Source organism: Ruegeria sp., from assembly GCF_965221235.1.
In the GTDB taxonomy this organism is placed as follows: domain Bacteria; phylum Pseudomonadota; class Alphaproteobacteria; order Rhodobacterales; family Rhodobacteraceae; genus Ruegeria.
Genome location: NZ_CBDCRS010000004.1, coordinates 3,448,768 through 3,461,324 on the forward strand (window position 1 = coordinate 3,448,768; position 12,557 = coordinate 3,461,324).

The 12,557-nt window shown below is 57.8% G+C and carries 13 protein-coding genes; 1 reads left to right on the forward strand and 12 read right to left on the reverse strand.

Annotation, left to right across the window (positions count from 1 at the left end):
- Positions 1-23: 23 nt before the first annotated feature.
- The 12 genes from bamA to ACOQOY_RS20585 all read right to left on the reverse strand — a co-directional run bounded on the left by bamA (position 24) and on the right by ACOQOY_RS20585 (position 11,739).
- Positions 24-2,384 (reverse strand): outer membrane protein assembly factor BamA, encoded by a 2,361-nt coding sequence (bamA, locus tag ACOQOY_RS20530; RefSeq protein ID WP_420587167.1) that lies wholly within the window; start codon positions 2,382-2,384, stop codon positions 24-26.
- A 126-nt stretch (positions 2,385-2,510) separates the two neighbouring features.
- Positions 2,511-2,639: a hypothetical protein gene (locus ACOQOY_RS20535; protein ID WP_420587168.1), complete on the reverse strand. Its 129-nt coding sequence runs from the start codon at positions 2,637-2,639 to the stop codon at positions 2,511-2,513.
- Positions 2,640-2,729: 90 nt separating this feature from the next.
- Positions 2,730-4,082, reverse strand: a complete 1,353-nt coding sequence (rseP, locus tag ACOQOY_RS20540; RefSeq protein ID WP_420587169.1) for an RIP metalloprotease RseP — start codon at positions 4,080-4,082, stop codon at positions 2,730-2,732.
- A 4-nt stretch (positions 4,083-4,086) separates the two neighbouring features.
- Positions 4,087-5,259 carry a 1-deoxy-D-xylulose-5-phosphate reductoisomerase gene (dxr, locus tag ACOQOY_RS20545; protein WP_420587170.1) on the reverse strand — a complete coding sequence of 391 codons (1,173 nt, stop codon included), beginning with the start codon at positions 5,257-5,259 and terminating at the stop codon, positions 4,087-4,089.
- Entirely contained in the window at positions 5,259-6,041 is a 783-nt protein-coding gene (locus ACOQOY_RS20550; protein WP_420587171.1) for a phosphatidate cytidylyltransferase, read from the reverse strand. The genes dxr and ACOQOY_RS20550 overlap by 1 nt, the downstream gene beginning before the upstream one ends.
- Positions 6,038-6,769: an isoprenyl transferase gene (locus tag ACOQOY_RS20555; protein ID WP_420587172.1), complete on the reverse strand. Its 732-nt coding sequence runs from the start codon at positions 6,767-6,769 to the stop codon at positions 6,038-6,040. Before ACOQOY_RS20555 ends, ACOQOY_RS20550 begins: the two co-directional genes overlap by 4 nt.
- A 9-nt stretch (positions 6,770-6,778) precedes the next feature.
- Entirely contained in the window at positions 6,779-7,342 is a 564-nt protein-coding gene (gene frr / locus ACOQOY_RS20560; RefSeq protein WP_420587173.1) for a ribosome recycling factor, read from the reverse strand.
- 185 nt (positions 7,343-7,527) lie between these two features.
- Positions 7,528-8,523: an acryloyl-CoA reductase gene (acuI, locus tag ACOQOY_RS20565; protein ID WP_420587174.1), complete on the reverse strand. Its 996-nt coding sequence runs from the start codon at positions 8,521-8,523 to the stop codon at positions 7,528-7,530.
- 105 nt (positions 8,524-8,628) lie between these two features.
- Positions 8,629-9,732 (reverse strand): dimethylsulfoniopropionate demethylase, encoded by a 1,104-nt coding sequence (locus ACOQOY_RS20570; RefSeq protein ID WP_420587175.1) that lies wholly within the window; start codon positions 9,730-9,732, stop codon positions 8,629-8,631.
- A complete protein-coding gene (locus ACOQOY_RS20575) occupies positions 9,733-10,269 on the reverse strand; it encodes a DinB family protein (RefSeq protein WP_420587176.1) in 537 nt (178 codons plus the stop codon).
- Complete coding sequence (locus tag ACOQOY_RS20580) at positions 10,239-10,943, reverse strand: DUF1326 domain-containing protein (protein WP_420587177.1); 705 nt, start codon at positions 10,941-10,943, stop codon at positions 10,239-10,241. Before ACOQOY_RS20580 ends, ACOQOY_RS20575 begins: the two co-directional genes overlap by 31 nt.
- A gap of 4 nt (positions 10,944-10,947) precedes the next feature.
- Complete coding sequence (locus ACOQOY_RS20585; protein ID WP_420587178.1) at positions 10,948-11,739, reverse strand: DUF2182 domain-containing protein; 792 nt, start codon at positions 11,737-11,739, stop codon at positions 10,948-10,950.
- A gap of 85 nt (positions 11,740-11,824) precedes the next feature.
- On the opposite strand from ACOQOY_RS20585, the gene ACOQOY_RS20590 reads away from it, so the two are divergent.
- Positions 11,825-12,556, forward strand: coding sequence for a FadR/GntR family transcriptional regulator (locus tag ACOQOY_RS20590; protein ID WP_420587179.1), 732 nt, complete (start codon positions 11,825-11,827; stop codon positions 12,554-12,556).
- The last annotated feature ends 1 nt before the right edge of the window (position 12,557 follow it).

The following is a 12,557-nucleotide window of genomic DNA, read 5'->3' on the forward strand; positions in this document are numbered from 1 at the left end:
ATCGCAAACATCGGCATTGAAGATCAGAACCTTGCCTGAATGGTAAAGTCAAAGTTCTGCTCTTTGTCGAAGCTTTCCTTTTTCAGCGGCTGCGAGAAGTTAAAGCGCAGCGGGCCAAACGGGGTATCCCATAGCACCGCAACCCCGATCACATGCCGGATAGAGCCGTCGGCGCCGACAATGTTGGCGCCGGTCGTGTCTACATCATCAATGTTGTAGAGGTTGCCAACGTCATAGAAAACGCCGCCACGCAGTCCCAATTCCTCGGGCAGGCCCAGTGGGAAATCGGATTCGAACCGCGCGACCCAGTAATAGTTTCCGCCGATCGCGTCGTCCTGACCATTCGAAAGGTCGCGCGGGCCAATACCGGCTGGTTCAAATCCACGAAACACGCTGGGTCCAAGAACAAAGCGGTCAAGGGTCCGGCTGAAGTCATCGCCCTGCCAGCTGAGTGCGCCAAGTTCCAGAGTTGCGCGCAGGACGACTTCTTCGTTCCAGACGCGGGTTTGCGCGATACCACGTGCGGTGGTCTGGAAGTATTCGTTGTCACCGCCAAGCCCGGCAGCATCTACGCCAACTTCAAACAGGACACCGGCGTTCGGGTTCAGCCCCCCAAGACGGCTATCATAGACATAGGATACTCCGATTGCGCTGGTTGACCGTTCCCCCTGTGCGATTTCCGAAGCAATCACGGCACCGTTGACCAGGTTATCCTGCTGGGTCATCTCGCTGTTTTCCCAGCTATACCGCAGGCGCAGCGAGGACAATTCGCCAATCGCATAGCTCAACTGCGGCCGGAAGAACAAAGTTTCGGTGTCAAAGCTTGCAAAGCTAGAGTTTGTGGACGACAGCCCCAGCCCCACGTCAAAGCGCAGCCTGCGGCCAAGCAGATAGGGTTCGGAGAAGCTCAACGTGTATTGCTCAGAGTCTTGCGCCGTCGACAGGTTCAAAGCGACCGTCTGACCCCGCCCCAGAAAGTTGGATTCGCTCAAACCAACGGCAAGGCCAAAACCATCCGAGACCGAGAAGCTACCACCCAGGCTCAGCGAGCCGGTCGGCTGTTCCTCGACATCAACATCCACGATTACCTGGCTGGGCGTCGACCCTTCACGCGGCTCGACATCAGCCACAGCGAAGAAACCCAGCGCACGGATGCGCTCGGCCGCCTGACGGATTTCGCGCGGGTTGAACGGGTCGCCTTCGACGGTGTCGAATTGACGGCGGATCACGCGGTCCAGTGTCGTTGTGTTGCCTTCAATGTCGATGCGCTCAACAAAAATACGCGGACCGCGGGTCAACACGAATTCAACGTCCAGCGTCAGATCCCGTGCATTGCGGGTGACACGCGGTTCTACCCGCAGAAAGTCTACACCTTGCCGAATACCCAAACGCTCCATCCGGGCAATCGAGTTTTCAACCAGAGATGGTGTATAGGTTACGCCAGGCTTGATTTTGAGCGCATCCTGATAGGCCGCAGGATCAACGCTCGGAATTTCACTGACGGTCGTGATCTTGCCGAATGAGAACTTTTGCCCCTCGGTGATGTTCATAACCAGGAAAAAGGCGTCTCGTTCGCGGGTAAACTCGACGTTGGCGCTGTTGACGCGGAAATCGACATATCCGCGGGACAGATAGAAATCGCGGATCACCTGCTTGTCGAACTCAATCCTGTCGGCGATGAACGTGTCGCCCCGCAGGAACGTCCGCAGGAAGTTCGCCTGCTTGGTCTCAAGAACACGGCGCAGGCGACGGTCGGAATAAGCGCGGTTGCCCACAAAGCTGACACGCTCAACCTCAATGGTGGTGCCTTCTGCCACTTCGAACACCAAGTCTACGCGATTGTCGCTCCGGCGAATGATGCGCGGAATAACTGTCGCCGATACACGGCCCTGCGACGAGTAGATCTCGGCGATAAGATCGGCATCCGCTTCGGCCACCTCAGCGGTAAAGACGCGACGTGGTTCGGATGAGATTGCGTCCAGCAGAACGTCGTCCTTGACGCGGCGATTTCCTTCGATGCTGATCTGGTTGATCGTCGGGTATTCCTCAACCTCGATCACAAGCGTACTGCCGCGTGGGGTCAGCTCAACTGTTTCAAAAACACCACTGTCAAGCAAACGCTGGAACGCATCATTCAACTCACCTGCGGTCACAGTTTGCCCCGGTTCAATGCCTGTCCGGGCAATGATCGTCGAGGTTTCGATGCGCCGGTTCCCTTCAACTTCGAACGAGTTGATCACGAACGGCTGCGCCACCGCGGCTTGTGGAACGGCCACTAAGCTTACGGCGGCAAAAAGGAAAATAAACGTTAGTGACTGCCACAAAATGTTGGTCTTCGACTGCTGACCTCCGCAGGATGTACCCGCGCCTCGCCTGTAAATCATTTTTCACTACCCGGCATTTTTTTGGACTTTAATGCTGAGTACCGGGATTATTTATTCTTGTCAAAAGACGAAAACACAAAGCGGCCACAAGGGCCGCTGAAAGTCATTTTCACATTTGGGGCAGAATCACATGGTGATCAGGTAAGCCCATCCGGCCATGGCACAGGCCGTCGCACCAAAGAACAAGAGCGCGTCCCAGTTCAGCACGAACAAGAAGCCAAAGCTTTTGACCGATTTTTTAAGTGCCTTTGTCATCGCACCCTCTGACGCAACGTAAAATTCACTCCCAAAGATATCGGTAAATTGGGGCGGAATTGGGGCATTGCTGTGAATGCCCCGCCACAATCAGCAGAACAGGTCGTTGGACACCGAGAAAATCATCAACCCGAGGATCAACGAGACCCCCACCCCCATCAGTACCCGCAAAACCCCGTCGCTGGGCGGTTTTCCGGCAACGGCCTCATAGGCGTAAAACACCAGATGCCCACCATCCAGCGCGGGGATTGGGAACAGGTTCAGCAAGCCCACAGCCGTGGACAGAACGGCGATGAAGAAGATGAAATTCTGCGCTCCCTGGCTCGCCATCGCACCCGAGGTCTCGGCGATTCCGATAGGCCCTGACATGTTGCAGGTGCTGATCGCCCCCGTCACCATGTGCCAAATACCGGAAAGCGAGCCGTCGATTATCCGCATTGTCTGCCGAACGCCGCCGGTCAAAGATTCCATGACGCCCGCCGGTTCGGTTGCTGGTTCCAAAACCATCCCGCCGACAATACCGATGCGCCAATGGGTCACAAACCCGCCATCTGGCTGTGGTTCATCCGTGCGGCGCGGCGCCAGAGCAAATTCCAGCTCGGCCCCGTCACGCCAGACATCCAGCAGAAGTACTTTTCCATCCGAGCTTTCAACGTGCTCTTTGAGCTGTTCGAACGCAAAGATCGGGTCGCCGTTGACTGCAGTGATGACATCACCCTGTTTCAGGTCGATATCCATAGCGGCACTGCGCGGCGCGACCTGCTGGATCAGCGGCGGATACAGCCAGGGACCGCTGACATCCAGCGTCTGACCATCTCTGATCACAGTATAGTCCAGCGTGGATTCTACCGGCAAAGCGTCCGAAAAATCGGCCCACGCGCCCTGCTGATCAAAATCAGGTACCTGTACGCCCCCTATGGCAACGATCTCATCCCCGTCCTGAAGCTCTTGCACTGTTCCGGGCAAAGGGAAAAGCTTTCCAACGGTCAGGGGCTCTTTTGTGACACCCTGAGACAGGAAGATCAGGCCAAATACCAGTATAGACATGACAAAGTTGAACGCAGGCCCGGCGGCCACCGTGGCTGCCCGCGCCCAAAGCGGCGCGCCGTGCATCGTGCGGCGCAATTCTTCGGGGCTTTGCTCGATAATTTCCTGCATTGCCTCTTCGTCTTTGCCCGACGCGGCGTTGGCATCGCCCAAAAACTTGACATATCCCCCAAACGGCAGGGCCGCGATCTGCCAGCGGGTGCCGCGCTTGTCGGTGCGGCTCCACAGCACCGGGCCAAACCCGATCGAGAACACCTCGGCATGGATACCGGACCAGCGACCGACGATGTAATGGCCGTATTCATGCACCGCGACGATCACGGACAGGGCGATCACAAAGGCAACGATGGTGTAGATCAAATTGCCGAATTGCGGGATCAGAGAGAGTACGTCCAAGTTTTTATCCTGTTTTCTGCATGACGGAGTCGTCGGCCCACTTACGTGCCAGATGGTCCGTTTGCAGCACGTTATCAAGGTTTAGCGGGGCATCAAGAAGGCCATTCTGCGCCTCGAATTTCTCAAGCACAGCTTCAACGACCCCTGCCATTTCAAGAAATCGAATCCGGCGCGCGATGAAATGATCCAGCGCACGCTCTTTTGCAGCGTTGAATACAGCACCCGACAGACCGCCCCGTTCCATCACGTTGCGTGCCAGACGCAAGGCCGGATAGCGTGCCTCATCTGGTTCGTGAAAATTAAGCTGCCTCAGTTTTGCAAGGTTCAGACGCTCAACTGGCAATGTTTGCCGATCGGGCCAGTGCAGCGCATACCCGATAGCATGGCGCATATCCGGAGCGCCGAGATGCGCCATGACAGCTCCATCCTTGAATCCGACCAGCGAATGCACGATGGATTCCGGGTGAACGATGACCTCGATCTGATCTGGCGCGACGCCAAAGAATTCTTTGGTTTCTATCACTTCCAGCGCCTTATTGAACATTGAGGCGCTGTCGATGGTAATCCGCTGACCCATGTTCCAGTTCGGATGGCTCGAGGCTTGTTCGACCGTGGCATTAGCCAGATCACTCAGTGGCCAGTCCCGGAACGCGCCACCGCTGGCAGTAATGATGATCCGCTCGACCGCGTCAATATCCTCACCCACCAGCGCCTGAAAAATCGCCGAATGTTCGCTGTCGACGGGCAAAAGACGCGCACTGTGCGCGCGCGCTGTTTCAAGCACCAGCGGCCCGGCACAAACCAGCGTTTCCTTGTTCGCCAAAGCCAATGTTGCGCCCTGTTTCAGGGCCTCAAGCCCGGGCGGCAACCCTGCGGCACCGACGATAGCGGACATGACCCAGTCTGCGGGCCGCGCCGCCGCCTCGGTCAAAGCTGTCTGACCCGCCGCGACCTCAACCTGAGTACCTGCAAGCGCGTCACGCAGGTCATCCAGCCGATCCTCATGCGCGGTCACGGCGATGTCCGCGTTCAGACGCCGCGCATCCTTAGCCAGTTGTTCGATATTGGCACCGCCGGTCAGCGCCACCACATCATAGGCCGATGGGTCGCGGTCAATCAGGTCAATGGTGTTTTGCCCGATTGACCCGGTCGCACCAAACACTGAAACTTTGCGCATTACATGCCTCCGGGTGCGTAGATCAGCCCCGCGATCAGGACGAACAACGCTGCCCCCATCATTCCGTCAAACCGGTCCAGAAACCCGCCATGGCCTGGTATCAGGTTTGAGCTGTCCTTGACCCCGAATTTCCGCTTGGTTGCGCTCTCCACAATATCCCCAGCCTGACTGGCCATGGACGCAAAGACCGAGATCAGGACGAACAGTAGCCCAAAACCCGCGTGAACGGCGAAACCTGCGCCAATCACAGCAGCGGCAGCCCAGCCCCCGGCCGTACCCGACCAGGTTTTCTTGGGGCTAACTTTAGGCCAGAATTTCGGTCCGCCAATGGCCTTGCCAACGAAATATCCCGCCACATCCGTCGCCACCACGACCGAGATCAGCCACACCATCCAGCCGAACCCCATATTCTCGCGGATCGAGATAAAGCCCAACCCAGCTGCGGCGATCCAGATGGCGAACAGGGCGTAGATCCCCTTGGACCGGCTCACCTGCCCTGCCCCAACCAGCGATGGCGCCAGCAGAATGGGCAGTTTGAACAAAGGCGGCACATGATAACTGAGGATGACCGCCCCGCCCGTCAGAATGGCAAGCTGAACGGCCACTCCCGGCTTGTCCGGGTCGATCATCCGCACCAGTTCCCAAGTCATCAGGCCACAGGCGATGGCGATGAACGCCTCAAACCACAGCCCGCCCAGCCAGACCTCGACCGAACCGACGGCAATAAGCACAACAGCCGACACTACCCGGGCTGTCAGGTCAGACCATCGGCCATCGCTCATACTGGAACGGCCCCAAAGCGGCGGTCACGCGCGCCATAGCTGCGGCACAGACGCTCAAGCTCGGCCGCAGTGAAATCCGGCCAAAGCGTGTCGATGAATTCGTATTCCGAATAAGCGGACTGCCATAGCAAGAAGTTCGAAATACGCGCCTCGCCACTGGTGCGGATGACCAGATCCGGATCGGGAAGAACACGCGTATCCAAATACTTTGGCAGCGTTTCTTCATTCACGTCTTCCGGGCGCAGCTTTCCCTTGGCCACATCGCAGGCCAGACGTTTGGTGGCACGCGCAACCTCGTCCCTTCCGCCATAGTTCAGGGCAACTGTCAGATGAACCAGATCATTGTTCTTGGTTTCTTCTTCCAGCGTATCCATCAGCGCCGTCAACTTGGAATCCAGCCGCACCCGGTCGCCGATAAAGCGCACCCGGATACCGTTTTCCTTCAACGTCCGGGTTTCCTTGATGATATAGCGGCGAAACAGGCTCATCAGACCGGCAACTTCGGCCTGGGTGCGTTTCCAATTCTCGGTCGAAAACGCAAACACCGTCAGATATTTAATCCCCAATCCCGGGCAGGCCTCAACGACCTCGCGCACTCGACGCGCGCCTGCATGATGACCAAACAGCCGCGGCCGACCGCGTGCCTGCGCCCAGCGACCGTTACCGTCCATGATGATGGCGACATGACGCGGCCCAAGCGCGGGATCGGTATGCGGGGTGTTGAGCATAATCTGGTCTCAGACCTGCATGATCTCGGCCTGCTTGGTCTCAAGCGCGGCGTCTACGGCTTTAATCATCGCGTCGGTCAGGTCCTGAACTTCGCTTTCCCAGAACTTCTGGTCATCCTCGGACATACCATCCGATTTGGCCTTTTTGATCTGATCCATCCCGTCCCGACGTACATTCCGAATCGAGACCCGCGCGCTTTCGGCATATTGGCCTGCAACCTTGCCCAACTCGCGGCGACGTTCTTCGTTCAGTTCCGGGATCGGCAACATAATAATCGTGCCGTTCAGCTGAGGGTTAATGCCCAGACCACTTTCCCGAATGGCCTTTTCGACCTTGCCGACCAGACCTTTGTCCCAGACATTGACCGTCACCATGCGCGGTTCGGGGACGTTGACCGTGCCCACCTGATTGATCGGCGTCATCGAGCCATAGGCATCCACCATCACCGGCTCCAGCATCGAGGCCGAGGCCCGCCCGGTTCGCAAAGAGGCAAATTCGGTTCTGAGATTGCCCATGGCGCCTTCCATGCGCCGTTTCAGATCATCGGTGTCCAGTTCAAAATCATCAGACATTCTGCTCACTCCCCGTCTTCAGGTGCTGTTGCATTGGCTCATAAGCCATCACAATCGGGATGTATAGCAATCATGATGTGGAATTGCGCCAATGACCAGAGGTGTTTCCGGCATTTTCTGGACGTTTTCAGGAAACACAGACCAGTCAGCCCAAACGCCAACCGGTCTGTCCAATGCTTGTCAGATCAAGCGTTTACGTCAACGACCACGCGCCCTTTGACCTGACCTTTCAGGATATCAGCGCCCAATTGTGGCAAGTCGCTGAGCGTCGCGGGCTGAACCATCGCCTCAAGCTTGTCCATCGGTAAATCCGTGGCGATGCGCTGCCACGCGCGAACGCGATTGTCATAGGGCTGCATCACGCTGTCGATGCCCAGCAGATTGACCCCGCGCAGCAAGAACGGAATGACTGTGGCAGGCAGGGCCGCGCCGCCCGCCAATCCTACAGCAGCGACCGAGGCGCCGTATTTCATCTGCCCCAAAACCCGCGCCAGCATCTCGCCACCGACCGCATCAACACAACCGGACCAGGTCTCGCTCTCCAGCGGGCGTTTGGTGGTTTCGTTTAATTCCTCGCGAGGAACGATTGTGGTGGCACCCAGCGATTTCAGATAGTCCCCGGTTTCAGGACGCCCCGTGACCGCTGCGACCTCGTATCCCAGCTTGCCCAAAATAGCCGTCGCAACCGAGCCAACGCCGCCCGCCGCACCTGTCACCAGAACCGGTCCCTGCCCCGGTTTCAGCCCGTGATCCTCCAGCGCCATAACCGCCAGCATCGCGGTAAACCCGGCCGTCCCAACAGCCATCGCCTGCCGGGCATCCAGCCCGTCCGGCAACGGCACCAGCCAGTCTGCCAAAGCGTTTGCCTTCTGCGAATAGCCACCCCAATGGGCCTCACCCACGCGCCAGCCTGTCAGAACCACCTTATCACCCGGCTTGTAGCGATCATCCGAAGACGCCTCGACCGTGCCGGCGTAATCGATGCCCGGAATATGCGGATAGTTACGCACCAAACCGCCGCCCTTGGCCGACAGGCACAAACCATCCTTGTAGTTCACTGTCGAGAATTCAACCGCCACTGTGACCTCACCGTGCGGCAGGTCATCCACTGACATTTGCTGCACTGAGGGACTGGCTAACCCGCTCTCGTCATCCCGGTTCATAACCAACGCATTAAACATCTGATTTCCTTTCGTTTCTCAAATGCCAGGCCCTGTACTTCACCCGGCTAAAAATACCTTGGGGGAGTCGCAAAGCGACAGGGGCAGAGCCCCCAGCCCCGCCCTTCAAATCCAGAACCGCTCCTGCACCGTAGCGCGGCGCATGCCGTCTGACGTTTCAACTTCAACCTCGGTCCCAGCATCCCAATGGCTGAGGCGCAGCATTCCCACCGCCACGTTGGTCGAGAAATCCGGGGACCATGCGGCAGATGTTACCTGCCCCACGCGCTTACCATCGGCAAAGACAGACCAGGGCCGATCACAGGGCGGAACTGCGTCCCCGTCAATTGCGACCGGGCGAATCTGCTGCACCGGCCCTTCTTTGGCCACGCGCAGCAAGGCGTCCCGTCCGATACAGCCGATGGCCGTATGCGTGTTGCAAAACTTGCCCAACCCACATTCATGGGGCGTGTTGTCGTCGGTCATATCGTTGCCATAAGACAACAACCCGCCCTCGATACGCTCGATCAAATTCGGACATCCCGCCCGAACTTTCAGGTCTTCGCCCGCTGCAAACAAGGCATTCCACAGAGGCATCCCGATCTCGGATCCTTCGACATAGATTTCAAATCCACCTTGCTTGGAATATCCTGACCGGGCCACCGCCAAATCCCGGCCCTCAAACTCGAACATATCGAATTTGAAGAACCGGATGTCCCGCACGCGGTCGCCGAAGACCCGCGCCATCAGCTCATCCGCCTTGGGTCCTTGAACGGCCAAGGGCGACACGTCCGGCTCATCCACCAGCACATCCAACCGATATCCGCTGGCAATCCCTTTAACCCACAGCAACAAATCGCTGTCGGCTATTGAAATCCACCAGCGATCATCCGAGAGCTTCACCGCAACCGGATCATTCAGCATACCGCCGGTTTCATCGACAATTGGCACGTAATAGCACTGCCCCGGCAGCATCCCCCGCAGATCACGCGGCGTCAGCATCTGCATCAGCTTCGCGGCATCCGGTCCACGCAGTTCCACCTGACGCTCACAGGACACGTCCCAGACCTGAACGTGGGTCTTCAAGTGCCTGTAATCGGCCTCAACACTTTCAAATACTGTGGGCAATAACATACGGTTATAGACCGTATATCCCTTGACCCCTGCGGCCTCGACCCCATCTGAAAACGGCGTGCGCCGCAACCGGCGAGACAAAGAAATCTGCGGCATTCAGAACTCCTTGGGCATAAACACCAAATCGCTGACGGGTGCGGCAGAGCCGGTTTCAGTCAGCATCTGATGCAATTGCCCGCGATGATGGGTTTGGTGGTTGAACATGTGGATTACGCATTGCGCGTAAGGCAATGTAACATCAGCCTCTTTTGCCGCTGAGAACCACGTAAAATTGCCAGTCAAAGGCGTATCCCCCAGCGTTTCGGCCCATACCGAGATACGGCTGTCAATTTCACGACAGAGCGGGACCCACTCGTCCAGACCGGCGCACAGAGACACGCTTTCGGGGATCCCACCACCCGGTCCCTGACCTTTGTCAAAGCGCGAGATCCAGATCCAGTTGCCCCACAGAAGATGGTTCGCCGTCCCCATGATCGAGCCAAAAAACGCACCCCGTTCCTTGGTCAGGTCCGCCGGTGAAAGAGCTTGCAGAAACCCAGACAACTGACTGTTCTGCCAGTGATTATACCGCGCCATCTCTCGCGCGTAGGCGCCGGTGATCATCACTTTGGCCCGTGCCAGTCGATCGGACAAATCTCAGCCGACTTGCCTCCGAAATCCCAGATACGGCCATAATCCCGCACCTTGGATTTTGTTCCGCGCGCGACAATGATGTCCGGCCCCATCCAGTATTTCGAGTTCGTGACCATCACCGGATGATCGGCATCCTTGCCGCCCAGCATCTCGATTTCGCCCTGAATCTTGCGCCCAATAACGATGCGACGCTTGGTGCCGTCACGCTCAATGACGACCGGAGCCCGTTCCGCCCCGATGATCTCACTCACCAGCATTGTGAACAGACCCGTGGTCCCACCCGCCTGGCCGCTGAAGATTTGGAGCAAGCCATTATACGCCTTGCCGCTGGCACGCTCGTCTACATAGGCGGCGACCTTCCATTGCCCTTCGCCCATGCGACCGGGAATATCGACCAGCAAGCCAACGTTCAGGCCCGACAGGTCTTCGCCTTCGTAGTGACCTTCGTCGATGATCACGCCCATCCATGCGTGGCAATGCCCCTCGGTCGGAGGATGCGCGCCCAGCGATACAACGCAGGGACAGAACACATCGCACGAGCAGTTGAGGATCAACTCGCCTTTTATGGCCCATTCCGTCGGGCTCATCTCTCGCCGTTTGGGATTAGGCATACGGCTGTCGATGCGCTGGCTAATCGGCAGCTTATCCGCCTCAGGTTTTCTGTTTTTTGCCATATACTTATCCTCCGAAAATAAAGGGATAGATCAGCAGGGTCAGTCCACCTGCAATCAGTACGAACCCCATCGGCCGCGTCACTGCGTGACCGATCTGAGGTAGTTTCTCGAGAACCATGAACAGCGTCGCCAGACCCATCCACAACAGGCTCATGACTCCGCCTACAAAGCCTAGCGCCATGAAGCCCCAACAACAGCCGACGCAGAACGCGCCCAGCCCCAACCCCATGCGCAAGCCACCCGTAAAGCCGGTTTTCCAGTGGCCAAGAAAATAGGTCATCGGTGCGTGACAAACGCCGTGGCAGACTTCTTTCGCGCGGGTGAACTGAAAGGCACCAACTGCGATCAGCAGGCCCCCGGCGAACCAGCCGGACTTGGAGATACCCAGCATGTCGATGACACCGCCGAACAATAACCCCAACTGGATCGCGGTGATCAGCGTCGCGAACCCGACCCAGACGATGAAATACCCACACAGAACGCCCAACCAGCCTGCGCGCGTCCCATTGGCGCTTCGGATCAGGTCGTCATAGCTGCGCAGGGTCGGCACCAGAGTCGGCAGCATCATCGCCGCCATCATAATCGCCCACATCCAGAACAGAGGGCCAAACTCGGCCATGGGCATATACATGTCCATGCGCGGGTCCATCGCCGCCATTGCCTGCCCCATTGGGCCGGGCCGACCGATCCAATCCAAATCCATGTCGCGGCTCATGGTGAACATCATCCACCACGCCCACAGGATCAGGATGTAAAATCCCAGCCACAATCCGCTGCGTAGAACTGCGCGACTCATGCGCCCCTCCCGACTCAGTCCTTGCTTTTCAAATGTCAGACTTTTAAATGTCAGACAAATAAAAATTGTCAGGTGACCCTGAATTATGAAAATCGACCCCCAAAAACCGGCTGATTTGTCCGCTCAGATCGCTCAGGCCATTCGTGACGCCATTATTTCGGGTCAGCTGATCGTAGATGAACGCCTGCCCTCTGAGGCTGAGCTGTCCGACCAGTTTCAGGTGTCGCGCCCCACGGTGCGCGAGGCGTTGAAACGGCTTGCCGCACAATCGCTGATCCGGACACAGCGCGGGGCCAGCGGCGGAGCTTTTGTAAATCGGATCAGCTTTCAGGACGCCTATGCGCAACAAGTCACCACCTCGACCCTGTTGCTGTCGATGAACGCGGTCAGTTTCGACACCGCGTGCGAGGCCCGCTTTGCGCTGGAACGCGCCTGTGCGCCCTTGTCAGCGCAGCGCCGGACTGCGGATCAACTGGCGACAATGCGCGCCGAGATTTTTCGGCAAGCGCAGCCGGGCCTGACGGATGAAGCCTTTTGTGCCTCGGACGTAGCGTTTCACCGTGCATTGGTCGATGGCGCTGGCAATCCGGTTCTGTCCTATCAGCTGGCCGGAGCGGTCGAGGCCATGCAGCCCCTGATGAACATGATCACCTTCACCGCCCGGTCGCGCGAAGAAATCATCGCACTGCACAACCAGATCGCCGACGCGCTTGAGGCGCGGGATGCTGAAAAAGTAGATAAAACACTGGTTGAGCTGGAAAACTATACGCGTAAGCTGGCCCGGGATGTGGCCCAGCGACGTCGCAAACCTGCATGAT

Coding starts and splice junctions, on each gene's coding strand:
- acuI (WP_420587174.1), bottom strand. CDS start 8,523: ATGTTTAATGCGTTGGTTATGAACCGGGATGACGAGAGCGGGTTAGCC.
- ACOQOY_RS20570 (WP_420587175.1), bottom strand. CDS start 9,732: ATGCCGCAGATTTCTTTGTCTCGCCGGTTGCGGCGCACGCCGTTTTCA.
- ACOQOY_RS20585 (WP_420587178.1), bottom strand. CDS start 11,739: ATGAGTCGCGCAGTTCTACGCAGCGGATTGTGGCTGGGATTTTACATC.
- dxr (WP_420587170.1), bottom strand. CDS start 5,259: ATGCGCAAAGTTTCAGTGTTTGGTGCGACCGGGTCAATCGGGCAAAAC.
- ACOQOY_RS20555 (WP_420587172.1), bottom strand. CDS start 6,769: ATGCTCAACACCCCGCATACCGATCCCGCGCTTGGGCCGCGTCATGTC.
- ACOQOY_RS20590 (WP_420587179.1), top strand. CDS start 11,825: ATGAAAATCGACCCCCAAAAACCGGCTGATTTGTCCGCTCAGATCGCT.
- frr (WP_420587173.1), bottom strand. CDS start 7,342: ATGTCTGATGATTTTGAACTGGACACCGATGATCTGAAACGGCGCATG.
- bamA (WP_420587167.1), bottom strand. CDS start 2,384: ATGATTTACAGGCGAGGCGCGGGTACATCCTGCGGAGGTCAGCAGTCG.
- ACOQOY_RS20550 (WP_420587171.1), bottom strand. CDS start 6,041: ATGAGCGATGGCCGATGGTCTGACCTGACAGCCCGGGTAGTGTCGGCT.
- ACOQOY_RS20535 (WP_420587168.1), bottom strand. CDS start 2,639: ATGACAAAGGCACTTAAAAAATCGGTCAAAAGCTTTGGCTTCTTGTTC.
- ACOQOY_RS20580 (WP_420587177.1), bottom strand. CDS start 10,943: ATGGCAAAAAACAGAAAACCTGAGGCGGATAAGCTGCCGATTAGCCAG.